Raw genomic sequence first — 22,573 nt, forward strand, 5'->3', positions numbered from 1 at the left:
ACGTTATGAATGCTATTCATAAGTGTGCATCCGCAATTGATTCATCACAAAGCGGACGCCGGGTTGTGCTCTTTATAATCGAGCCTACCCCTCTACTGATGGTATGAAAATATGGCTTATCAACTCAACCTTAACTGGCCGGAGTTTCTGGAGAAATACTGGCAGAAGCAACCGGTGGTCCTGAAAAACGCGTTCCCGAATTTTGTCGATCCGATTACGCCTGATGAACTGGCCGGCCTGGCGATGGAGATGGAAGTCGACAGCCGTCTGGTGAGCCACGTCGACGGCAAATGGCAGGCCAGCAACGGCCCGTTTGAAGATTTTGACCATCTGGGGGAGAAGAACTGGTCGCTGCTGGCGCAGGCGGTCAACCACTGGCACGAGCCTTCCGCCGAGCTGGTGCGCCCGTTCCGCGTGCTGCCTGACTGGCGGCTGGATGATCTGATGATCTCCTTCTCGGTGCCGGGTGGCGGCGTGGGCCCGCATATTGACCCGTATGACGTGTTTATTATTCAGGGGATGGGCCGCCGCCGCTGGCGCGTGGGCGACGCGCTGCCGTTAAAACAGCACTGCCCGCATCCGGCGCTGCTGCACGTTGAGCCGTTCACGCCGATTATCGACGTTGAGATGGCGCCGGGCGATATTCTCTACATTCCGCCAGGATTCCCGCACGATGGCTACACCTATGAAGATACGCTGAACTACTCCGTCGGCTTCCGTGGGCCGAACGGTCGGGAGCTGATCAGCAGCTTCGCCGACTACGTGCTGGAAAACGATCTGGGCGAGAAGTACTACACTGACCCGGATCTTACCTGCCGGGAACACGCGGGTAAGGTGGAAGAGCACGAGCTGGAGCGCCTGCGGATGATGATGATCGACATGATCCGTCAGCCGAATGATTTCAAACAGTGGTTCGGCAGCTTTGCCAGTACGCCGCGCCACGAGCTGGATATTGCCCCAGCGGAGCCGCCGTTTGAACCGGAAGAGGTGCTTGCTGCACTGGAAGAGGGTGAAACCCTGCGCCGTCTCAACGGGTTGCGGGTACTGAACGTGGGTGAGAGTTTCTTTATCAACAGCGAGAAGCTGGAGACATGCGAACCGCAGGCGGCTGACGCGCTGTGCCGCTATACCGAGCTGGATAAAACCCACTTTGGGGAAGCGCTGCGCAACCCGGCGTTTATTGTGGAACTGACGGCGCTGATTAATCAGGGGTACTGGTTCTTCGACGAGTAAGCGCGTGATGAGGTGAGGGTGCGCGGCATCCTCACCTCAAAAGAGGAAGGTTTAAGGTGAACAGAAAAGAGTCCCCGTTTTTCTATTGAAAGCCGTCGACTTCAGTGAGACAAAGGTATAACGCAACCGGGAATTAATCAGCGGAAGCCGTTCCTGTCAGTTTATCGTTATAGTCAGATGCCAGGGAGTGCAGTATCTGTGTTACGTGCCCAGCGGAGCACTGTGCGCTTTGCACAAACGCCGGTTGTTGATAGAGCCAATGAATATAGCGCCTGCTGGCCGCTAAAGAGAGCTCTTGCGCATGGTTCTTATTCCCTGTCGTTAATAAGCAGACCATCTTACTGTTTTTTTCCTGTTCCCAAAGCTGCCAGCGATTTTTCCACCAGCCATGATGCATTGCTCCCTTAAAATACCACGGGGTATGCGCATCGCTGTCGATTATTTCCTCTTCAACAAACCAAATCTCCCCCAGACGTTGGCGAAACAGTTCTGCCCACGCGGTAATCACCGCTCCTCTGATAAAACTTTCGTGCGAAATGGCATGAATTTTTACTGCAGGGAAACGGATATGTAATGCCCTGAAATGCCCGTGAGCGGTAATTACCGGACGTAAAATCGCGCCCCTGGCGTTACGTTTAAGTTGCGCGCTGCCATATTGAATCTCATCGAACTGACTTCGCCGTAGAAATTGTGCTGAGCGCATGTTGACGCGTTTTAAAATATCGCAATCATGCAGTTCTGGCTCACTATTTCCTTTCCAGCGGTAATGTAAGGTATCTCCGGATTGAAGCGGGGTAAAATTAGTAGAGAGGTGAAGGATATTACCGTTGAGGGCATCAAAGCTGAGGAGCACATACAGTTTCTGTTTTGCGCAACTCCCCTGAAATGGCACAATCAGCGCAACGGTTTCAATTCGTTCTGGCGGTGCGACGGCTCTTTGTAAGTGCCGTTTTGGCGTCCAGACCTTTTTACACGCGCGGCACTGAATACGCTGTGTTCCCAGCGGGTTATAACCGTAACAAATACTTTTATCGTGAAAACATACAGGGCAGAAATGGCCCTTTTCAAAGGCATCTGCGGATAAATGAGCAGATAACCATTTGCTAAATTGTTGTTCATCAAATAGAGGGGGATAACTACCACAGGCCCGACAGTGCAATGCTGGATATCCCAGTCTGTAGTCTGGCCAACGGTAATCCGCAGAGACTGACACCGGTAACCCTAAATTGCGGCAGCCGAATGTTTTACAGGTATTAATAATAAATAAGGTTGACATGGCCCACCAACGATTTAGAAAGGTTGCTGACTTTACCTTATTGCGCTATGTAGGATGTGTGAACGGCCGCACATAAAAAAGCCTTTCTGAATGTAAATTAGCAAACCTTTATATGACAGAAAGGAATTCGCTATGAAAATAAAGGCCCTTACCGCCGGTATTCTTTTGGCATTGCCACTTTTGGCCAGTGCAAAAGATGTGACTATTTATTATACCAACGATCTCCATGCTCATGTTTCTCCAGGCAAAGTCCCCGCCGTCGACAAAGAACGTGCAGTCGGCGGCTTTGCTAATATCGCGACCATCGTCAATGATGCCAAGAAAAAAAGTAAAGATGTATTTTTCTTTGATGCTGGGGATTACTTTACCGGGCCTTATATAAGCACTCTGACCAAAGGTGAAGCGATCATTGATATCATGAATGCCATGCCTTTCGATGCTGTTTCGGTGGGGAACCACGAATTTGATCATGGCGTTGATAATATGGTTAAGCAGTTATCAAAAGCGAACTTCCCCATTCTGCTGGGTAATGTCTTTTATACCAACAGCGACAAACCGGTCTGGGATAAGCCCTGGACAATTGTCGAAAAAGACGGCATAAAAATTGGCGTAATTGGCGTGCATCAGAAATTTGCCTTTTATGATACGGTGGCGGCTAAGGCTTACGCAGGTTCGGAAGCTCGTGATGAAGGGCCTTATATCCAAAAGGGGCTTGATGCCTTAAAAGGTAACGTTGATATTATTGTACTGCTTATCCACGAAGGTACGCCAGCGCGCCAGTCGAGTTATGGAAATAAAGACGTAGCCAGAATGCTGCAAGTCGATATCGATACCGCAAAGAAATTTAAAGGCATTGATGTGCTTATCACCGGGCATGCTCATGTGGGTACGCCTGAGCCAATTAAAGTCAATAATACCCTGGTTGTATCAACGGATGCGTATGGTACCGATATTGGTAAACTCGTATTGGATTTTAACCCTCAGACGAAAAAAATTGATGGTTATAACGGTAAATTAATCACCGTGTTTGCGGACGAATATAAACCCGATCCAAAAGTGCAAGCGAAGATTGATGAGTGGAACACGAAGCTAAAAAGTATCACCGATCAGGTTATTGGGTCAGCAACTGCACCCTTCACTCGCGCCTATGGTGAATCATCACCTGTTGGTAACGTCGTTCTCGACGCCATGATGGCTAAAGCCCCGGATGCCGTTGCGGGGTTCCAGAACAGCGGTGGCATGCGTGCTGATTTTCCACAGGGTAACTTAAAGTACGGCGATGTTATTACCACCTTCCCATTTAATAATGAACTGGTTGAAATGGATCTCACCGGTAAAGATCTCACTAGTCTAATGATTCATGCCACTAACCTCAGCAATGGGGTTTTGCAGGTGTCAAAAGGTGTCCATGTTGAATATGACAGTAAAAAGCCGTTGGGTGAGCGGGTTATTAAATTTACGATTAATAATCAACCCATCGATCCAACTAAAACATATCGCATTGTGACACATTCATTTTGTGCAACCGGCGGCGATGGTTTTGAAGCATTCTTAAATGGAAAGAATGTAAAAACGATAAGCGGCACCACCTCTGCCGAGTCAATTATTGATTATGTCAAAACTCATAGCCCATTAACCCCCGACCTTGATATGAGGGTGATTGATGTAAGTTCGACTAAATAAAATTAGTTTTTTAATAACGTTTCTATTTCGATACGTCCTGATATGACAGATGGATTCATATTACCTCTGCCATATCAGAACGCCATACTAAAAATACAATTATTATTTTACATTCTTTATTGTATAAATAGTTTTTATAACTTACCTCGATGAAAGGTACCATGCCTATGCCAAAAACAAAATTTATTGTATCAGGAGCCTTGATGCTTTTACCCATGGTAACATTTGCAGACTCTGGGAATGATGAATATCTATCAGGCTGGTGGCATCAAAGCATTAATATAGTAGGCAGCAACTCTACTCGCTTTGGGCCGCTTAAAAGATCAGATCTCTACCCAGAATATCGTGGCTGGGCGCATATAGATTGGTTTGATTTCTATGGTTACGCTGATTTACCTAAATTCTTCGGTTTAGGTAATGATAACGACATCGGCATTTGGGATAATGGCTCTCCTTTTTTTATGGAAATAGAGCCACGTTTTAGTATCGATAAACTAACGGGAATAGATCTCAGTTTCGGCCCATTTAAAGAATGGTACTTTGCTAATAACTATATCTATGATGCGGGTACTAATGAAGGGCAGCGTCAGAGTACCTGGTATATGGGGCTTGGCACCGATATTGATACCGGATTGCCGATGACGTTATCTGCCAATATTTATGCAAAATACCAGGGTAATCTCTTAACCCGTGCCTATGGTGAATCTTCACAGCTCGGCAATCTGTTTACCGATGCGATGCTTGTTGCTGCGCCGAAAGCGCAGATCGCGCTGATTAATTCCGGTAGCTTACGGGCCGATCTCAATGCGGGCCCTATTACCTTTGGTGATATTACCAGCACATTCCCCTTTAAGAATGAGCTTACCGAAATGGATCTCAGCGGCAAGGATTTGCGTAATCTGATGGAACACGGGGCATCGCTCACTAATGGCATATTACAAATGTCAAAGGGGGCTGAAATGCAGTATATGCCGCAGAAACCCGTAGGGCAGCGCATGGTGTCTTTCACTATCAACGGTAAAGCAATTGTGGATACTGAGACTTACCATGTTGCAACAACCACTTTCCTTGCCCTGGGGGGCGATGGTTTTCTGGCATTTAAAGAAGGGAAAAATGTACAAATTCGCGCCGGGCATAATATGTCCGATGTCGTCATTGATTATCTGAAGTCAGGACACAAAATTGTCCCTGAGCAGGTCAATGAAATGCGAGTTGAAGTTAGCAAGTAATCTTCAATCGATTTTATGGATTGCATCATTTCCATGTGCCGGTCATCGCCCCCTTTTTGCAATTCGCCAACAATCGTTGTATAACCTTCTCTTTATTTGGATGTTTAGACGTCCATACGTTTAGAAGGTAATAATGCAAACCACAACACAACAACAAGGTGGGCAGCTAAAGCGCACCATGAAAACCCGCCACCTGATCATGCTGTCGCTGGGTGGCGTTATTGGCACAGGGCTCTTTTTCAATACCGGCTATATCATCTCCACTACCGGCGCGGCGGGCACTTTACTGGCCTATCTTATCGGCGCGCTGGTGGTCTGGCTGGTGATGCAGTGTCTCGGCGAGCTGTCGGTGGCGATGCCGGAAACCGGCGCTTTCCACGTTTATGCCGCCCGTTATCTCGGCCCGGCCACCGGCTACACCGTGGCGTGGCTTTACTGGCTGACGTGGACGGTGGCGCTCGGTTCGAGCTTTACCGCCGCGGGCTTTTGCATGCAGTACTGGTTCCCGCAGGTGCCGGTATGGATTTGGTGCCTGCTGTTCTGCGTGCTGATTTTTGGCCTTAACGTTATCTCGACGCGGTTCTTCGCCGAAGGCGAGTTCTGGTTCTCGCTGGTGAAGGTGATTACCATCATCGCGTTTATTATTCTGGGCGGTGCGGCCATCTTCGGGTTTATCCCGATGCAGGACGGTTCGCCCGCGCCGGGGCTGCGTAATATCACCGCCGAAGGCTGGTTCCCGCACGGCGGGCTGCCGATTCTGATGACCATGGTGGCGGTGAATTTTGCCTTCTCCGGCACCGAGCTTATCGGCATTGCCGCCGGTGAAACCGAGAATCCGCATAAGGTGATTCCGGTCGCCATCCGTACCACCATCGCACGGCTGATCATCTTCTTTATCGGCACCGTCTTCGTGCTGGCCGCGCTGATCCCGATGCAGCAGGCGGGCGTGGAAAAAAGCCCGTTCGTGCTGGTGTTTGAAAAGGTGGGCATTCCCTATGCGGCGGATATTTTTAACTTCGTGATCCTGACGGCGATTCTATCGGCGGCCAACTCCGGGCTGTACGCCTCGGGCCGGATGCTGTGGTCGCTCTCCAACGAGCGCACGCTGCCGCGCTGTTTCTCACAGCTGACCGATAACGGCGTGCCGCTGGTGGCGCTGTCGGTGAGTATGCTGGGCGGCCTGCTGGCGCTGTTTTCCAGCATCGTTGCGCCCGACACCGTGTTTGTCGCGCTGTCGGCCATTTCCGGTTTTGCAGTGGTGGCGGTGTGGATAAGCATCTGCGCCTCGCACTTTGTGTTCCGCCGCCGTCATCTCCAGCAGGGCAAGGCGCTGAGCGAGCTGCACTACCGCGCGCCGTGGTATCCGCTGGTACCGGTGCTGGGCTTCGTGCTGTGCCTGGTGGCCTGCGTGGGGCTGGCCTTTGACCCATCGCAGCGTATCGCGCTGTGGTGCGGGATCCCGTTCGTGGCGCTGTGCTATGGTGCCTACTTCTTAACGCGTTCGCGCCAGACTCAACAGGAGCCGCAGCATGCCGCAGAATAATCCCTTCGACGCTATCCTTAACGACCATCCTTTCGTGCTGCTCGACGGCGCGATGGCTACCGAACTGGAGGCGCGCGGCTGCGACCTGGCGGACAGCCTGTGGTCGGCAAAAATGCTGATGGAAAACCCGCAGCTGATTTACGACGTGCACCTCGACTATTTCCGCGCCGGGGCGCAGGTGGCGATTACCGCCAGCTATCAGGCTACGCCGGACGGTTTTGCCGCGCGCGGGCTGGATGCAGCGCAGTCGCGGGCGCTGATTATCAAAAGCGTCGAGCTGGCGCGTCAGGCGCGCGATGCGTATCGCGCCGAAAGCCCGGCAGCGCAGGGGCTGCTGATTGCCGGTTCCGTGGGGCCGTACGGCGCGTATCTGGCGGATGGCTCGGAGTATCGCGGCGACTACCAGCGCAGCGCGCAGGTATTCCAGGATTTCCACCGCCCGCGCGTGGAGGCGTTGCTGGATGGCGGTGTCGACCTGCTGGCCTGTGAAACTCTGCCGTCGTTTGAGGAAATTCGCGCGCTGGCGCAGCTGCTGAGCGAATATCCGGTGGCGCAGGCGTGGTTCTCGTTTACCCTGCGCGACGCCGAGCACCTGAGTGACGGCACGCCGCTGCGCGACGTACTGGCGCTGCTGGCCGACTACCCGCAGATTCTGGCGGTGGGCATTAACTGTATCGCGCTGGAGAATTCCGTCGAGGCGCTGGAGTATTTGCATAGCCTGACGCCGCTGCCGCTAGTGGTCTATCCAAACTCGGGGGAGCACTACGACGCGGTGAGTAAAACCTGGCATCACCACGGCGAAGCCTGCGCGACGCTGGAAGGCTATCTGCCGCAGTGGCTGGCGGCGGGCGCGAAGCTGATCGGCGGCTGCTGCCGTACTACGCCGAAGGATATTGCGGCGCTGAAGGCGCACTGCTGATTCAGAATCCGCGCGGATCAACCTGTAGGCCGGATAAGCGAAGCGCCATCCGGCAGTTCGGTGCACATTGCCGGATGGCGCTTCGCTTATCCGGCCTACAACGTGCTCTGGGAAATCCCATTTCCAAACTATCCTTTGCCACTTTTTTTCTAAAAACAAATTGGCATTAACCAGCACTTTTAATTCCTTTATCAAACCCCCTCACGCCGGAAATACTGCTCACATAACAAGACATGGGAGCAGGACAATATGGCAATCGCATCGCGTTTCACCTTTATCGCCGCCACGCTGGCGCTGCTGGCTTTCCAGGCGCAGGCCGTGGACGTCACTATCGCGTATCAAACCTCCGCGGAACCCGCCAAAGTGGCGCAGGCGGATAACACCTTCGAAAAACTGAGCGGCGCGAAGCCGGACTGGCGCAAGTTTGACAGCGGCGCGGCTATCGTGCGGGCGCTGGCTTCCGGCGACGTACAGATTGGCAACCTCGGTTCCAGCCCGCTGGCGGTGGCCGCCAGTCAGCAGGTGCCGATTGAAGTCTTCCTGCTGGCTTCACAGCTCGGCAACTCTGAAGCGCTGGTGGTGAAAAAGGCCATTACCAAACCGGAAGATTTGATTGGCAAACGCATTGCCGTGCCGTTTATCTCCACCACCCACTACAGCCTGCTGGCGGCGCTCAAGCACTGGGGCATCAAGCCGGGTCAGGTACAGATTATTAACCTGCAGCCGCCGGCGATTATTGCCGCCTGGCAGCGTGGCGACATTGACGGTGCCTACGTGTGGGCGCCGGCGGTGAACGCGCTGGAAAAAGACGGCACCGTGCTGACCGACTCGTCGAAAGTGGGCGAGTGGGGCGCGCCGACGCTCGACGTCTGGGTGGTGCGGAAAGATTTTGCCGAGCAGCATCCTGAGGTGGTGAAGGCTTTCGCCAAAAGCGCGATTGACGCTCAGCGTGGCTACATCGATAACCCAGATAAATGGCTGGCGCAGCCGGACAACATCAGCAAGCTGGCGCGCCTGAGCGGCGTACCGGAAGCCGACGTCCCGGGGCTGGTGAAGGGCAATACCTACCTCACCGCTGAACAGCAGGCTCAGGCGCTGAATGGCCCGGTCAATAAGGCCATTGGCGACACCGCCCAGTTCCTCAAAGAGCAGGGCAAAGTGCCGGCAGTGGCGACCGACTACAGCCAGTACGTTACCGACCGTTTTGTGAAGTAAGGAGGCCATGATGCTGCAAATCTCGCATCTTTCCGCCGACTACGGCGGTAAACCGGCGCTGGCGGATATCAATCTCACGCTGGACAGCGGCGAACTGCTGGTGGTGCTGGGGCCGTCCGGCTGCGGCAAAACTACGCTGCTGAACCTGATTGCCGGATTCGTGCCGTATCAGCACGGCAGCATCATCCTCGACGATAAACGCGTTGACGGGCCGGGCGCCGACCGCGGCGTGGTGTTTCAGAATGAAGGGCTGCTGCCGTGGCGCAACGTGCAAGATAACGTGGCGCTGGGGCTACAGCTGGCGGGCGTCAGCAAGGCCGAGCGTCGCGAAACGGCGGCGCAAATGCTGAAGAAAGTAGGGCTTGAGGGCGCGGAAAAGCGCTTTATCTGGCAGCTTTCCGGCGGCCAGCGCCAGCGGGTCGGCATTGCCCGCGCGCTGGCGGCTAACCCGCAGCTGTTGCTGCTGGATGACCCGTTCGGCGCGCTCGACGCGTTTACCCGTGAGCAAATGCAGACGCTGCTGCTGAAACTGTGGCATGAAACCGGCAAAAAGGTGCTGCTGATTACCCACGATATTGAAGAGGCGGTGTTTATGGCTACCGAGCTGATCCTGCTGTCGCCGGGGCCGGGCCGCGTGCTGGAGCGCCTGCCGCTGGATTTCGCCCGTCGTTTTGTCGCCGGGGAATCCTGCCGCAGCATCAAGTCCGATCCCCGTTTTATTGCCCAGCGCGAATATGTGCTGAGCCGGGTGTTCGAGCAGCGGGAGGCCTTCTCATGAGCGTGGTGATTAACGATAAACCGCGCCAGCGCACATCGAAGCTGCGCTGGCCATTCTCGCGCCATCTGACGCTGAGCCTGACCACGCTGGCGGTGCTGCTGGTTATCTGGTGGGCGGTGGCGGCGTTAGCGCTGATTAGCCCGCTGTTCCTGCCGTCGCCGGGCCAGGTGCTGAGCAAGCTGCTGACCATCGCCAGCCCGCAGGGCTTTATGGATGCCACGCTGTGGCAGCATCTGGCGGCGAGCCTCGGGCGCATTCTGGTGGCGCTGCTGGCGGCGACGATCGTCGGGATCCCGGTGGGGATTGCCATGGGCTTAAGCCCGACGGTGCGCGGGATCCTTGACCCGATTATCGAACTGTATCGACCGGTGCCGCCGCTGGCCTATCTGCCGCTGATGGTGATTTGGTTTGGTATTGGCGAAACCTCGAAGATCCTATTGATTTACCTGGCGATTTTTGCCCCGGTCGCCATGTCGGCGCTGGCGGGGGTGAAAAGCGCGCAGCAGGTGCGCATCCGCGCCGCCCAGTCGCTGGGGGCCAGCCGCCTTCAGGTGCTGTGGCTGGTGATTTTACCCGGTGCGCTGCCGGAGATTTTAACCGGCCTGCGCATTGGTTTAGGCGTCGGCTGGTCGACGCTGGTGGCCGCCGAACTTATCGCCGCCACCCGTGGTTTAGGTTTTATGGTGCAATCCGCCGGGGAGTTTTTAGCTACCGACGTGGTGCTGGCGGGCATTGCGGTCATCGCAATCATCGCTTTTGGTCTGGAACTGGGCTTGCGCGCGTTGCAGCGTCGCCTGACCCCCTGGCATGGAGAAGTACAATGAGTGAACGTCTGGCCATTACCCCGCTGGGGCCGTACATCGGCGCGCAGGTGTCCGGCGCGGATCTGACCCGCCCGCTGAGCGATAACCAGTTTGAACAGCTGTACCACGCGGTGCTGCGCCATCAGGTGGTGTTTCTGCGCGAACAGTTGATTACCCCCGAGCAGCAGCGCGCGCTGGCCCAGCGCTTTGGCGACCTGCATATTCACCCGGTGTATCCGCATGCGCCGGGCGTGGAAGAGATTATTGTTCTGGACACCCACGACAATAATCCGCCGGATAACGACAACTGGCACACCGACGTGACCTTTATCGACACGCCGCCCGCCGGGGCGATTCTGGCGGCGAAAGAGCTGCCGTCGACCGGCGGCGACACGCTGTGGACCAGCGGGATTGCCGCCTATGAGGCGCTCTCCGCGCCGTTTAAAGCGCTGCTGAGCGGCCTGCATGCCGAGCACGATTTCCGTAAATCGTTCCAGGAATACAAGTATCGTAAAAACGAGGAAGAGCACCAGCGCTGGCAAGAAGCGGTGGCGAAGCACCCGCCGCTGCTGCATCCGGTGGTGCGTACCCATCCGGTGACCGGTAAACAGGCGCTGTTCGTCAACGAAGGGTTTACCACGCGGATTGTCGACGTGACCGAGAAAGAGAGCGAAGCGCTGTTGAGCTACCTGTTTGCCCATGTCACCAAACCGGAGTTTCAGGTGCGCTGGCGCTGGCAGCCGAACGACGTGGCGATCTGGGATAACCGGGTGACGCAGCACTACGCCAACGCCGATTATCTGCCGCAGCGGCGGATTATGCACCGGGCGACGATTCTGGGGGATAAGCCGTTTTATCGCGCGTCGTAGCGCGCAATAGCATTGGCCGGGCTGCCCGGCCGATGCTTTATCCGCCCATCACCACCCGATAGCCCGCGCGTTCCACCCTCGCCTGAATCGGGGCTAGCGCCTCGGCCCGTGGGGCGTTGATACCCGCCATCGCCCATTCGCGATCCAGCAGCGAATACTTCGGTTCGCCGTACGGATGAAACGGCAATAAATGCACCTCATCGATCGGCAGCGGCGCCAGAAATGCCAGAATTTGCGTCACGTTCTCTTCGTTCAGCGTGAAGCCGGGGATCAGCGGCAGACGCGGAATCACCGTAATACCTTCGGCGACCAGCAAACGGAAGTTCTCCAGCACCCGCGGCTGGTTCATGTTCAGTACGGTGCGGGCCTGTTCCGGGTCCATGATTTTCAGGTCAAACAGCACTTCGTCGCACGCCCTTGCCAGCCGCAGCAGGCGGCGAGGGGAGGTATCGCCCGCCGTTTCGACGGCGGTACGGATGCCCCACCGTTGTAGCCGCTGTAGCAGGCGAGCGGCGAATTCGGCCTGCATCAGCACTTCGCCGCCGGAGAGCGTGACGCCGCCGCCGGACGCGCGGAAGAACACTTCATCTTTTAATACCTCGCGCTCCAGCGCCTCCAGCGTGACGTCGCGGCCAATGTTCTCCCACGCGCCGGAAGGGCACTCTTCAGCGTCCCGCATACAGGTGGCGCAGTGCAGGCACTTGCTTTCCCGGCGCACGGTCTCAATTCTGGCCGACATCGACTCCGGATTCGCGCACCACGGGCAGGTATGCGGGCAGCCTTTGAAAAAGACCACCGTGCGGATACCCTGGCCATCGTTCAGCGAATAGCGCTGGATGTTGAAAATGCGCGCCGTGTCGGCGCGCGTCTCAATCACCTCACAGCTGATGCGCGGTGCGGCGGATAATGTCATCCTGAATCTCCTTCGACAGCTCGACAAAGAAGGCGCTGTAGCCCGCCACGCGGACCACCAGCCCGGCGAAATCCTGCGGCCGCTGCTGGGCTTCGCGCAGTGTTTCGGCGTTGACCACGTTGAACTGAATATGCTGCAGCTTCAGTTTGGTAAAGGCGTGGAGGAAATCCGCCAGCTTGTTGAGGCCGCTTTCACCTTCCAGCGTTGCCGGGGTGAATTTAACGTTCAGCAGCGTACCGTTGGAGAGCAGATAGTTATCCAGTTTGCTCACCGACTTCAGCACCGCCGTTGGCCCCTGACCGTCCTGGCCGACCATCGGCGACAGCCCGCCGTCCGCCAGCTGCTCGCCGGCAAATCGTCCGTCCGGCGTTGCGCCGACCACCGAACCCAGCGGCACGTGCGCGGAAACGGTATACGATCCCGGCGTAAACTGGCCACCGCGCGGATTGCGGTATTTTTCCACCTCTTTGCAGTAAAAACGCAGCAGATCGGCGCTGATGTTGTCCACATCGTCAATATCGTTGCCGTATTTTTCAAAGCGGTTGATCAGCCGCGCGCGCACCTTTTCCCCTTCCGGCGTGGCGAAGTTAGCCTTCAGCACCGCCAGCAGTTCATCGAAGCTCATCCGCTGCTGGTCGAACACCATGCCTTTGAGGGCGTGCAGCGAGTCGCTGAGGTTGGCGATACCGATGCCCTGCACGCCGGAGAAGTTGTAGCGCGCGCCGCCGGCGGTGATGTCTTTGCCGTTGGCGATGCAGTCCTCAACGAACGAAGAGAGCAGCGGCACCGGGGCCCAGTCGCGGTGGCCGATATCGCAGATGTTGCTGCCTTCGACCATCAGCCGAATGTAGTGGCGGATTTTGTCGCGAATGCTCGCCAGCAGACCGTCGTAGGTGATTTGCTCATCGCCTTCATGTTCGTGCATGACGATTTCCATCACCTTCAGCAGGTTGAACATGGCGATGTCGTGCAGCCCGTAGGTGCGGCCGGGAATCGACAGCTCAACGCAGCCGACCACCGCGTAGTCGCGGGCATCTTCCAGCGATACGCCGCGATTCAAAAAGGCAGGCACCACCACTTCATCGTTGAAAATCTGCGGAATGCCGGTGCCCAGACGCACGGTCTCGGCGGTTTTACGCAGGAACGGGCGGTCGATCAGCTCGTTGACCCGCACGCCGAGGTTGGGCTGCGGCAGACGCACCTGCTGATAGGCGTCGAGGCAGGTAAAGGAGAGCACGTTCACCGCGCTGCGGCCGTTTTCGGTTAAGCCGCCGAGCAGCGCGGTGTAGCCGGTCGGGAACCCGGCAAAGTAGCGGGCGCTGCTGGTGGAACGCAGCAGCACGATGTCGTTGCATTTCACCCACAGCGAGGCCAAAAGCTCGTGCATAAAGGCCGGATCGTCACCCCGGTTGAGCGACGCCTGCCAGAACGGCAGCATGTACTGGTCAAAGCGGCCGAGCGAGATGGAGCTGGCGTTCGACTCGTATTGCAGAATGATATTCATGTACCAGAACAGCTGGCAGGCCTGCCAGAAATCGTCCGGCTTCTGCCCGGCGTTGTGGCGGGAGATTCGGGCGAGGGTTTCCAGTTCCTGACGGCGCTGCGGCTCGCTGCACCGCGCGGCCATCGTCTCAGCCAGCGCGGCGTAGCGCAGAATGTGGCGCTGGGAGGCTTCCAGCACAATCAGCACCGCGCGGTAAAAATCGTTCTCCGGCTGCTGGCGCAGCTGGTCATGCATTTCGCTGACCAGCGCGTCGAGGCCGTTATTCAGCAGGCGCGGGTAGTCGATAATAATGTGGCCCTGGCCTTTGTCGGTCTGGTTAATGCTGAAAATTTGCGTGCTGACGGCGGTTTTTACGTCGTCGGTCATCTGGGCGTTGATGAAGTCTTTCATCGACCGTTTTTCCCAGTACGGGAACAGCTCTTCGCGGTACAGACGCTTGTCGTCATCGCTGATGTTGAAGCGGTCCTGCGGACGGGTTGGGAACTGGTCCAGCTCTTTAAGCAGCCAGTACGGGTCCATCTCCGGCGACATAATGCCTGCGCGCGGTTTCACCGTGCGGTTACCGGCAATCAGCTCGTCGTCGCGGATGCTGATGGCGACCTTATCGAGAATATGCGCGGTGGCCTTGGCGCGGCGGATGATGACCGGCTCGCCTTCGGTCTGGCGGTGGCTTTCGGTGTACAGCACGGCGCGTTCGAGGGAAATTTCGCGCGGGTTGGCAAAGAGGGCCTCTTTCAGGCGCTGGATACGGGTTGTCATTTTTCTGGCTCCTGGGCGATTAACCTGACGTTTCTTATGGCTTCTACGTTAGGCAAATGCGCGGAGGCGAGACAGAAGAGAATGGGGTGATTTACTGGATTATTGTGATCAAAAAGAAAAAATGCGATCTGAGTTTTGTGCGGGGGATTTCCCGGCGTCGCGTTGCTCGGCCGGGCTACGAGAGCGGGCGGCTTTCCCCCGGTTAAGGGGGAGGGTTTTGTAGTCCGGCCGAGCGCAGCGACGCCGGGACGAATTACGGCAGCGACGCTATCCAGTTCATCGCCAGTTCCGGCCAGGCGGCGGCGGGCAGCCCTTTGGCGCCGCGAATCCCAAACCCGTGCTTGCCTTCGGCAAACAGGTGCAGCTCGGTCGGCACCTTATGCTCACGCAGGGCGTTGAACATCACCAGCGAGTTGTCCACCGGCACCGACGGGTCGTCCACCGCGTGCATCAGGAAAGTGGGCGGCGTCTGGGCGGTGACGTTCAGCTCCGGCGAGTAGTGATTGATCTGCTCGGCGCTGGGCATCTCGCCAATCAGCGCTTTCCTTGACCCCGGATGGGCGATGGTCTTATCCATTGAAATTACCGGATAGCCCAGCACCACGAAGTCCGGGCGGGCGCTCTGCTTGTCGACGGCATCGAGCGGGGCGTACACCGCTTCGTCGTAGCGCGTCTCCAGGCTGGCGGCGACGTGCCCGCCCGCCGAGAAGCCCATCACGCCGATTTTCTGCGGGTTAATTTTCCACTCGGCGGCGCGGGCGCGTAGCGTACGCAGCGCGCGCTGGGCGTCGGCGAGCGGGGCGTTTGCCCCTTCAGCGTGGCCGTCCGCCGGCATGCGGTAGGTCATCACAAACAGGGTATAGCCTTTGGCGTTAAACGGCGCGGCCAAATCGCTGCCTTCTTTGTCGAGCACCACCCGCTGGTATGACCCGCCTGGCGTGACCAGCAGCGCCACGCCGTTCGGGTGTTCCGGCGCGTAAACGGTGATTTCCGGCGCGCGAATGCCGGTTACCGCGCGGTCCGGCAGCGCGGGATCTTTGCTGCGTTCAACCAGCGCGTAGCTGACCGGGCTGTTTTTAGCGCCGGGCGCTTCGCCGCCGGGCCAGATGGAAAATGCGGGAAGAGCGGCGAAAGCCGTCTGCGCGGAGAAAAGCAGGGCGAGGGTAGCGGACAACGGTAAGCGAATCATAAGCGTCTCCCAGGGAAAACGCTTGTTTATCATTCATTAAGCCCGCAGAACGCGAAATGATTCACAAAACGGTGTTTCATAAAATAAGAAACGATGGGGTGTGATTCCCGGCGTCGCTGCGCTCGGCCGGGCTACGAGTGAGAGGTAGCCCGGCCGAGCAACGCGACGCCGGGGAAGGCATTACATCAGCGCGTCTTTATCGATGCCCAGCCGCTTCATGCGCGACAGCAGCGTAGTGCGCTTGAGCCCCAGACGCTGCGCTGCGCCTTTGGCTCCGGCGACCACGCCGTTGGTCTCTTTCAGCACCCGGACGATCAGCTGATATTCGTCTTCGCCGTCCTTCGGCGCTTCGGCTACCGGCGCGGGCTCCGGCTCTTCACCGGCAAACGCCAGCTCCGGCATCGACAGCTGCAACACGCTGCCGCGGGTCAGCAGCACCGCGCGTTCGATGACGTTTTCCAGCTCACGCACGTTGCCCGGCCACTCCATCTGGCTCAGGGTGCGCAGCGTTTCCGCCGGAATACTGTCGATGTTGCGCCCCAGGCGGCGGGCAATTTTAAAGGTAAAAGCCTTCACCAGCAGCGGGATATCTTCCGGGCGCTCGCGCAGCGGCGGCAGGTGGATCGGGAAAACGTTCAGGCGATAGTAAAGATCGCTGCGGAATTCGCGATCCAGCACCATCTGTTTGAGATCGCGATTGGTGGCGGCGATCAGGCGCACGTCGGTCTGGATCAGTTTATTGCTGCCGAGGCGCTCGAACTCCTGCTCCTGCAACACGCGCAGCAGCTTTGGCTGCAGCTCAAGCGGCATATCGCCCACTTCATCGAGGAACAGCGAGCTTTTATCGGCCAGCTCGAAGCGGCCAATGCGCTGGGCGCTGGCGCCGGTAAACGCGCCGCGCTCGTGGCCGAACAGGTCGCTTTCCAGCAGCCCAGCGGGCATCGCCGCGCAGTTCATTTTCACCATCCGGCGGTTGTTGCGGCCGCTCAGGTTGTGGATGGCGCGGGCAATCAGCTCTTTCCCGGTGCCGGTTTCGCCGAGGATCAGCACCGTGCTGTCGCTGGGCGCGACCATCTCCACCTGCTTGAGCACGTTAAACATCGCTTCGCTGCGGCCGATGATTTCACCAAATTCGCCGTCGACGTTGTTGAGCTGCTCGGTCAGCGCCAGGTTTTCATCCACCAGACGTTCCTTCAGGCGGTGAATTTCCTGATAGGCGAGGGCGTTATCCACGGCGATCGACACGCGTTCGGCAATCTGTTTAAGCAGCTTGAGGTTGGTGGCGCAGAACACCTTTTCGTCGCACTGGGCAAGCTTCAGCACGCCGAGCATTTTGTCGCCGGACATCAGCGGCAGCAGGCACAGCGTCTGGATTTTATCGTCCCACATCTCAAACAGCTGGCGCTCGTACGGGGCGAGTTTGTCCTGCTCGTTGAGGTTGAGCATCAGCATTTCTTTGCTTTTGAACACCCGCTCGGTCAGGGTGCCGGACTCGTTCACTTCGCTCTGGTCGTGCACCGGATCGTTGACGTCGATGTAGTGCGTCGAATAGATGTTCAGCTTGCCTTTGCGGCTGCTGCGCAGCACCACGCTGATGGCGTCGATATTGAAGTAGTAGTGGATCTCTTTCGCCACCGCGCTGACCAGTTCGTCCATGTCGAGGCGCGACAGCACGGCGTTGGTGATGGCCACCAGAATGCGGAAGTTATCGCGCTCGCGGCACAGCAGATCGTAATCGACGTTGTTGGTGACCCGGCTTTGGATTTGCTCGGTGACCACGGCGACAATCTGCGTGAAGGTATGCAGGCGCTGGTACTCTTTCTCGGTCCACGGGCGGTCGTCCTGGCGGATAAACTCGCAGCCGCCGAAGATGCGGCCTTCCGCCGCCAGCGGCAGCAGGCAGTAGTGGCCAAACGGCTGATACAGCTCGCTAGCGGCCAGCTGCGGCCAGGCCTCGCTGAACTCGCTATAGCTACAGTGCAGCGCGTCGGGGCGCGAAAGCAGGCGTCTGACCGGTCCGTTAGCCAGCACGTTATCGTCTTCGTAGGCCAGCGGTAGACCAGCCCCGCGCGACGTATGGTAGCCCGCGCGCAGGTTGCCCGGCTGCAGCAGGATGATCGCCGCGCGGTCGGCCAGCGCAGCGTGTTTAGCCAGATCTGCCAGCGTTTCGCTCAACGCCGCCAGATCGGGCTGTTGGAGAAGAGTCCGGGTGATATCAAACAGCCCTTGCTGCCCGAGATCGCCCATCGGTGTATACGACATTTAACTTGCCCATAAATGCACCGCGCGGGGTGCGATAAATAATAATAATAATAAAATGCGGACCTTGAGCGGTCTGTTAACAAATTCGCGGCAGCGGCTCGGCGTGAGGGAGGTCCAGCGTGCGCTTCACGCCGTATAATCCCGCCACGCGAACCCCACGGCGTTCGGTCACTTCGCCAATGATAGCGGCATCGCGGCCTAACGGATGGGCGCGCAGTGCGGCCAGCACCGCGTCGGCGGCCTCGCGGCTAGCGCCGATAACCAGTTTACCTTCATTGGCGAAGTTAAGCGCGTCAAGCCCCAATAATTCGCACACGCCGCGCACGGCGTCTTTGAGCGGCAGGTGCTGCTCCTGAATTTCTACGCCATAGCCGCAGGTGGCGGCGAATTCGTGGGCCACCGCGTTGACCCCGCCGCGGGTGGCGTCGCGCAGCGCTTTAACGCCGGCAATCGGCCGCAGGCTTTGAATCAGCGGCGTCAGCACCGCGCAGTCGCTTTGCAGCGCGCCGTCGAGGCCCAGCTGTTCGCGCAGGTTGAGGATGGTGGCGCCGTGGTCGCCCAGCGTGCCGCTGACGATCAGCACGTCGCCCGGCGTCAGCGTTGCCGCGCCCCAGTGGATATCGCTCGGGATCGCGCCCATCCCCGCGGTGTTGATAAACAGCTTATCCGCCGCGCCGCGGCCCACCACTTTGGTGTCGCCGGTCACAATCGCGATATCCGCCGCTTTGGCGGTTTCCGCCATGCTGTTGACCACCGCTTCCAGCGTCTCCATCGGCAGCCCTTCTTCGATGATAAAACCGCAGGAGAGGTAGCGGGGAACCGCGCCGCTCACCGCCACATCATTCGCGGTGCCGCAAATCGCCAGCTTGCCGATATTGCCGCCGGGGAAGAACAGCGGATCGATAACGTAGCTGTCGGTGGAGAAGGCCAGACGATCGCCGTGGGCGGTCAGCGACGCCAGCGACAGGCGCGCCTGATCCTCCTGTTCCGCCAGCCAGGGGTTGGCGAAGGCTTTCATAAACAGGCCGTCGATCAACTGCTGCATCGCCAGGCCGCCGCTACCGTGGGCTAACTGAATATTTTTCATGCTTCGGACTCCTGACTGCGATATTGATACCAGGCGGCGCACGCCCCCTCCGACGACACCATCAGCGCGCCGAACGCGCTCTGCGGGTTGCAGGTGGCGCCAAACAGCGGGCACTGGTGCGGCTTGCAGCGGCCGGTGAGCACGTCGCCGCAGCGGGCGCGCGGGTCGTCGCAGACGCGCTGCGGCTGCGGCTTAAAGTGCGCTTCGGCGTCGAACGCCTGATAGTCGGGCGTCAGCTGCACGCCGGAGTCGGTGATAAGCCCCAGCCCGCGCCATTCGCTGTCGCCTTTAACGGTAAACACCTCGGCGATAGCGTTTTGCGCCAGCGGGTTGCCATCGTCCGGCACCACGCGGCGATACTGATTCTCGACGCGGCTCTCCTCGGCAATTTTCTGCTCCACCAGCATGTTGACGCCCTGCAGCAGATCCACCGGCTCGAAACCGGCGACCACCAGCGGACGATGATAGTCGCTGGCGATAAAACCGTAGGCGTGAGTGCCAATCACCATGCTGACATGACCCGGCGCGAGAAACGCGTCGATGCCGTTATCCGGCTGATCCAGCAGGCTGCGCAAGGTCGGAATCAGCGTGATGTGCTGGCAGAAAAAGAAGAAATTCTCGACGTTCTGCGCTTTTGCCTGCTGCAGCGTAATGGCGGTGGTCGGCATGGTGGTTTCAAAGCCGAGACCAAAGAACACCACTTTGCGCGCCGGATTCTGCTGCGCCAGCTTGAGGGCGTCCATTGGCGAATAGACGATACGAATATCCGCGCCGCGTGATTTGGCCTGCATCAGCGAACCGTTTTTCCCCGGTACGCGCATGGCGTCGCCGAAGGTGCAGAAAATCACCTCCGGATGGCTGGCAATTTCAATACAGGTGTCGATGCGCCCCATCGGCAGCACGCACACCGGGCAGCCCGGCCCGTGGATAAATTCGATGTTCTCCGGCAGCAGCTGGTCGAGACCGAATTTAAAAATTGCATGCGTGTGGCCGCCGCACACTTCCATGATGCGCAGTGGGCGTTCGGCGGTGTAGGCCAGATGTTGCGCGCGGGATTTCAGGTGGGCAATCAGCTGCATCACCTGTTCCGGCGCGCGGTACTCATCAACAAAACGCATTACCGTTCCTCGCCGTAGAGCAGGGCGCCAACGTCCGGCTCGACTTCAAACATGTTTTCCAGCGCCGCGAGGGTGTCGCGCGCCTCGTCTTCATCAATGATGCTCATGGCAAAGCCGACGTGCACCAGTACCCACTGTCCGATGCGCGACTGGCCGTGTTCATCCACCGCGCCGACCAGCGTCAGGTCGACGTCGCGCTTAATGCCGCAGACGTCCACTTTCGCCTGTACGCCGTCAATGGCGGAGATTTGTCCCGGAATGCCTATGCACATCGCTGCGCCTCCAGCCAGTTTAGCCAGGTCTCCATGCCTTCTCCGCTGGTGGCGGACAGGAGGATGATTTCAATGTTCGGATTCACTTCCCGGGCGCAGGCGAGGCACTTCTCAACGTCGAAGTTGAGATATGGCAGCAGGTCGACCTTGTTCAGCAGCATGACCGAGGCGGCGGCGAACATATGCGGGTACTTCAGCGGCTTGTCTTCACCTTCGGTGACCGACAGCACCGCCACTTTATGACGTTCGCCAAGGTCGAAACTCGCCGGGCACACCAGGTTGCCGACGTTTTCAATAAACAGGATGCCGTTGCTTTCCAGCGGCAGACGCGGCGCGGCGTCGGCAATCATCTGCGCGTCGAGGTGGCAGCCTTTGCCGGTGTTGACCTGAATCGCCGGGGTGCCGGTGGCGCGAATGCGCGCGGCGTCGTTCACCGTCTGCTGGTCGCCTTCAATCACGGCGCAGGAGACGCGGTCTTTCAGGCGCATCAGGGTTTCGGTGAGCAGGGTGGTTTTACCGGAGCCGGGGCTGGAGACCAGATTCAGCACCAGCTGTTCGCGGGCGGCGAAGCGCGCGCGGTTGCGGGCGGCAATCTGGTTATTTTTATCCAGCACGTCGATTTCCACTTCCAGCATCCGCCGCTGGCTCATGCCCGGCGCGTGGGTGCCCGCTTCGCCGTGGCCGTAGTGCAGGTCGCCGTTATCCGCGGCCTGCGGCTGAAACTCTTGCGTTCTGACGCCGGTAATCGACAGCGCCGGACGGCCCGCCGGTGCGAAGGGAGCGCTGCGGAACAGCGAATGTGGGTTACGTTCATCGCCCTCTATATAGAGGTTGCCTTCGGCACAACCACAGGTGGTACACATACTTTACTCCTGATCAATTTCAATTCGCTGAATCTGTAAACCGTCGTCGGCGACGATGCGCAGGTTGTCGCTGTTGCACTGCGGGCAGCGGCGGACGTGTACCGACACGAGCTGGACATACTGCTGGCAGGATTCACACCAGCACTCCGCCTCCTGCTCTTCGACGTGGAGTTTACAGCCTTCAGCCAGCGTGCCGCGGCACACCAGATCAAAACAAAAGGTCATTGCGCTCGTCTCTACACAAGAAAAAGCGCCGACTTTTATCCAGACGCCAGTGACGCGCTTCGCGCCGTTCTGAACCGCCTGTTGTTCGACAATCTCCAGCGCCCGCTGGCAGAGCGTGATTTCGTGCATAACGCCTCCCGTTTCTCATTACTCGCAGACGTAATGCAATAACGATGCCAGAGCTATAAAGACGTCGTGAAAGACTGTCGATGACGATGTCACGCTGACGAAATGACATGTCGGCAACGGCATGTCATTTCGATAAAAATAATATAAATCAGAGTATTAAAAACATGGCATGAAAAGTGCTTAAGAGGCTTGTTTCTATTAACCGGGTAACCGACATGACTATTTGGGAAATTAGCGAGAAGGCCGACTATATCGCCGATCGTCACCGCCGCCATCAGGATCAATGGCGTGTGTACTGTAACTCTCTGGTTCAAGGGATCACGTTGTCAAAAGCGCGTCTGCATCACGCTATGAACTGCGCACCGGAGAAAGAGCTGAGCTTCGTGCTGTTCGAACATTTTGTGGTGTCCGTCAGCCTGTCAGGCGGCTTCAACAGCCACACCGTTGAGTACTACGTGGAAACGCGGGATGGCCTGAATAAAGAATGCGTTGCGAGCGCCGAGCTGAACGACAGCGGCTTTATTGACGGCACCGTCAATATCCGCGACCGCGAGCAGGTGCTGGAGCACTACCTGGAAAAAATTTCGCCGGTATACAACACCCTGTATGCGGCGCTGGAGAGCGACAGCCCGGTTAATTTCGGCAGCCTGGCGCAGGAATCTCATCGGGCGTCCATCGCCTGAATTATCGGTGTGTCGACGGGT

Annotated in this window: 19 protein-coding genes and 2 pseudogenes; 11 read left to right on the plus strand and 10 right to left on the minus strand. The window is 57.7% G+C overall.

The window, feature by feature from the left end:
- Window positions 1-111: 111 nt before the first annotated feature.
- Window positions 112-1,233 carry a JmjC domain-containing protein gene (locus ACK5JN_RS09995; protein WP_416870032.1) on the plus strand — a complete coding sequence of 374 codons (1,122 nt, stop codon included), beginning with the start codon at window positions 112-114 and terminating at the stop codon, window positions 1,231-1,233.
- Window positions 1,234-1,366: 133 nt separating this feature from the next.
- On the opposite strand, the gene ACK5JN_RS10000 is transcribed toward ACK5JN_RS09995, so the two are convergent.
- Entirely contained in the window at window positions 1,367-2,509 is a 1,143-nt protein-coding gene (locus ACK5JN_RS10000) for a cytoplasmic protein (protein ID WP_416870033.1), read from the minus strand.
- A gap of 132 nt (window positions 2,510-2,641) precedes the next feature.
- On the opposite strand from ACK5JN_RS10000, the gene ACK5JN_RS10005 reads away from it, so the two are divergent.
- The 9 genes and pseudogenes from ACK5JN_RS10005 (at window position 2,642) to tauD (ending at window position 11,548) form a co-directional block, all read left to right on the plus strand.
- Complete coding sequence (locus ACK5JN_RS10005; RefSeq protein WP_416870034.1) at window positions 2,642-4,192, plus strand: bifunctional metallophosphatase/5'-nucleotidase; 1,551 nt, start codon at window positions 2,642-2,644, stop codon at window positions 4,190-4,192.
- 167 nt (window positions 4,193-4,359) lie between these two features.
- Window positions 4,360-4,905 (plus strand): annotated as a pseudogene (locus ACK5JN_RS10010) (outer membrane protein OmpK); the annotation flags it as partial.
- Window positions 4,894-5,421, plus strand: a pseudogene (locus tag ACK5JN_RS10015) (5'-nucleotidase C-terminal domain-containing protein); the annotation flags it as partial. The pseudogenes ACK5JN_RS10010 and ACK5JN_RS10015, both read left to right, overlap by 12 nt.
- A 133-nt stretch (window positions 5,422-5,554) precedes the next feature.
- Window positions 5,555-6,964 carry an S-methylmethionine permease gene (gene mmuP, locus ACK5JN_RS10020; RefSeq protein ID WP_416870035.1) on the plus strand — a complete coding sequence of 470 codons (1,410 nt, stop codon included), beginning with the start codon at window positions 5,555-5,557 and terminating at the stop codon, window positions 6,962-6,964.
- Window positions 6,951-7,883 (plus strand): homocysteine S-methyltransferase, encoded by a 933-nt coding sequence (gene mmuM, locus ACK5JN_RS10025; RefSeq protein WP_416870036.1) that lies wholly within the window; start codon window positions 6,951-6,953, stop codon window positions 7,881-7,883. The genes mmuP and mmuM overlap by 14 nt, the downstream gene beginning before the upstream one ends.
- A gap of 249 nt (window positions 7,884-8,132) precedes the next feature.
- On the plus strand, window positions 8,133-9,098 hold the full coding sequence (gene tauA, locus ACK5JN_RS10030; protein ID WP_416870037.1) for a taurine ABC transporter substrate-binding protein: 966 nt from the start codon (window positions 8,133-8,135) through the stop codon (window positions 9,096-9,098).
- A 10-nt stretch (window positions 9,099-9,108) separates the two neighbouring features.
- On the plus strand, window positions 9,109-9,876 hold the full coding sequence (gene tauB / locus ACK5JN_RS10035) for a taurine ABC transporter ATP-binding subunit (protein ID WP_416870095.1): 768 nt from the start codon (window positions 9,109-9,111) through the stop codon (window positions 9,874-9,876).
- Complete coding sequence (gene tauC, locus ACK5JN_RS10040; protein WP_416870038.1) at window positions 9,873-10,700, plus strand: taurine ABC transporter permease TauC; 828 nt, start codon at window positions 9,873-9,875, stop codon at window positions 10,698-10,700. The genes tauB and tauC overlap by 4 nt, the downstream gene beginning before the upstream one ends.
- The gene (gene tauD / locus ACK5JN_RS10045; protein WP_416870039.1) at window positions 10,697-11,548 is read left to right on the plus strand and encodes a taurine dioxygenase; all 852 of its coding nucleotides are present in this window, start codon (window positions 10,697-10,699) and stop codon (window positions 11,546-11,548) included. The genes tauC and tauD overlap by 4 nt, the downstream gene beginning before the upstream one ends.
- A gap of 37 nt (window positions 11,549-11,585) precedes the next feature.
- Here tauD and ACK5JN_RS10050 read toward each other — a convergent pair whose 3' ends face one another.
- From ACK5JN_RS10050 to hypA, 9 genes are all read right to left on the minus strand, one after another.
- Window positions 11,586-12,461, minus strand: coding sequence for a [formate-C-acetyltransferase]-activating enzyme (locus ACK5JN_RS10050; RefSeq protein WP_416870040.1), 876 nt, complete (start codon window positions 12,459-12,461; stop codon window positions 11,586-11,588).
- Window positions 12,427-14,724 (minus strand): formate C-acetyltransferase, encoded by a 2,298-nt coding sequence (locus tag ACK5JN_RS10055; protein ID WP_416870041.1) that lies wholly within the window; start codon window positions 14,722-14,724, stop codon window positions 12,427-12,429. The genes ACK5JN_RS10050 and ACK5JN_RS10055 overlap by 35 nt, the downstream gene beginning before the upstream one ends.
- A 253-nt stretch (window positions 14,725-14,977) precedes the next feature.
- Complete coding sequence (locus tag ACK5JN_RS10060; RefSeq protein WP_416870042.1) at window positions 14,978-15,913, minus strand: alpha/beta hydrolase; 936 nt, start codon at window positions 15,911-15,913, stop codon at window positions 14,978-14,980.
- Window positions 15,914-16,093: 180 nt separating this feature from the next.
- Entirely contained in the window at window positions 16,094-18,175 is a 2,082-nt protein-coding gene (flhA, locus tag ACK5JN_RS10065) for a formate hydrogenlyase transcriptional activator FlhA (protein WP_416870043.1), read from the minus strand.
- A 76-nt stretch (window positions 18,176-18,251) separates the two neighbouring features.
- On the minus strand, window positions 18,252-19,262 hold the full coding sequence (hypE, locus tag ACK5JN_RS10070; protein ID WP_416870044.1) for a hydrogenase expression/formation protein HypE: 1,011 nt from the start codon (window positions 19,260-19,262) through the stop codon (window positions 18,252-18,254).
- Complete coding sequence (hypD, locus tag ACK5JN_RS10075) at window positions 19,259-20,380, minus strand: hydrogenase formation protein HypD (protein ID WP_416870045.1); 1,122 nt, start codon at window positions 20,378-20,380, stop codon at window positions 19,259-19,261. Before hypD ends, hypE begins: the two co-directional genes overlap by 4 nt.
- Complete coding sequence (locus tag ACK5JN_RS10080; RefSeq protein ID WP_416870046.1) at window positions 20,380-20,652, minus strand: HypC/HybG/HupF family hydrogenase formation chaperone; 273 nt, start codon at window positions 20,650-20,652, stop codon at window positions 20,380-20,382. Before ACK5JN_RS10080 ends, hypD begins: the two co-directional genes overlap by 1 nt.
- Window positions 20,643-21,515, minus strand: a complete 873-nt coding sequence (gene hypB / locus ACK5JN_RS10085; protein WP_416870047.1) for a hydrogenase nickel incorporation protein HypB — start codon at window positions 21,513-21,515, stop codon at window positions 20,643-20,645. Before hypB ends, ACK5JN_RS10080 begins: the two co-directional genes overlap by 10 nt.
- Window positions 21,516-21,518: 3 nt before the next feature.
- On the minus strand, window positions 21,519-21,869 hold the full coding sequence (gene hypA / locus ACK5JN_RS10090; protein WP_416870048.1) for a hydrogenase maturation nickel metallochaperone HypA: 351 nt from the start codon (window positions 21,867-21,869) through the stop codon (window positions 21,519-21,521).
- Window positions 21,870-22,084: 215 nt separating this feature from the next.
- Between hypA and hycA the strand changes: the two genes are divergently transcribed.
- Window positions 22,085-22,552, plus strand: a complete 468-nt coding sequence (gene hycA, locus ACK5JN_RS10095; RefSeq protein ID WP_416870049.1) for a formate hydrogenlyase regulator HycA — start codon at window positions 22,085-22,087, stop codon at window positions 22,550-22,552.
- The last annotated feature ends 21 nt before the right edge of the window (window positions 22,553-22,573 follow it).

The sequence above is a fragment of the Kluyvera sp. genome (genome assembly GCF_047971185.1).
Classification (GTDB): domain Bacteria; phylum Pseudomonadota; class Gammaproteobacteria; order Enterobacterales; family Enterobacteriaceae; genus Kluyvera.

Coding starts and splice junctions, on each gene's coding strand:
- ACK5JN_RS09995 (WP_416870032.1), top strand. CDS start 112: ATGGCTTATCAACTCAACCTTAACTGGCCGGAGTTTCTGGAGAAATAC.
- ACK5JN_RS10000 (WP_416870033.1), bottom strand. CDS start 2,509: ATGTCAACCTTATTTATTATTAATACCTGTAAAACATTCGGCTGCCGC.
- ACK5JN_RS10005 (WP_416870034.1), top strand. CDS start 2,642: ATGAAAATAAAGGCCCTTACCGCCGGTATTCTTTTGGCATTGCCACTT.
- mmuP (WP_416870035.1), top strand. CDS start 5,555: ATGCAAACCACAACACAACAACAAGGTGGGCAGCTAAAGCGCACCATG.
- mmuM (WP_416870036.1), top strand. CDS start 6,951: ATGCCGCAGAATAATCCCTTCGACGCTATCCTTAACGACCATCCTTTC.
- tauA (WP_416870037.1), top strand. CDS start 8,133: ATGGCAATCGCATCGCGTTTCACCTTTATCGCCGCCACGCTGGCGCTG.
- tauB (WP_416870095.1), top strand. CDS start 9,109: ATGCTGCAAATCTCGCATCTTTCCGCCGACTACGGCGGTAAACCGGCG.
- tauC (WP_416870038.1), top strand. CDS start 9,873: ATGAGCGTGGTGATTAACGATAAACCGCGCCAGCGCACATCGAAGCTG.
- tauD (WP_416870039.1), top strand. CDS start 10,697: ATGAGTGAACGTCTGGCCATTACCCCGCTGGGGCCGTACATCGGCGCG.
- ACK5JN_RS10050 (WP_416870040.1), bottom strand. CDS start 12,461: ATGACATTATCCGCCGCACCGCGCATCAGCTGTGAGGTGATTGAGACG.
- ACK5JN_RS10055 (WP_416870041.1), bottom strand. CDS start 14,724: ATGACAACCCGTATCCAGCGCCTGAAAGAGGCCCTCTTTGCCAACCCG.
- ACK5JN_RS10060 (WP_416870042.1), bottom strand. CDS start 15,913: ATGATTCGCTTACCGTTGTCCGCTACCCTCGCCCTGCTTTTCTCCGCG.
- flhA (WP_416870043.1), bottom strand. CDS start 18,175: ATGTCGTATACACCGATGGGCGATCTCGGGCAGCAAGGGCTGTTTGAT.
- hypE (WP_416870044.1), bottom strand. CDS start 19,262: ATGAAAAATATTCAGTTAGCCCACGGTAGCGGCGGCCTGGCGATGCAG.
- hypD (WP_416870045.1), bottom strand. CDS start 20,380: ATGCGTTTTGTTGATGAGTACCGCGCGCCGGAACAGGTGATGCAGCTG.
- ACK5JN_RS10080 (WP_416870046.1), bottom strand. CDS start 20,652: ATGTGCATAGGCATTCCGGGACAAATCTCCGCCATTGACGGCGTACAG.
- hypB (WP_416870047.1), bottom strand. CDS start 21,515: ATGTGTACCACCTGTGGTTGTGCCGAAGGCAACCTCTATATAGAGGGC.
- hypA (WP_416870048.1), bottom strand. CDS start 21,869: ATGCACGAAATCACGCTCTGCCAGCGGGCGCTGGAGATTGTCGAACAA.
- hycA (WP_416870049.1), top strand. CDS start 22,085: ATGACTATTTGGGAAATTAGCGAGAAGGCCGACTATATCGCCGATCGT.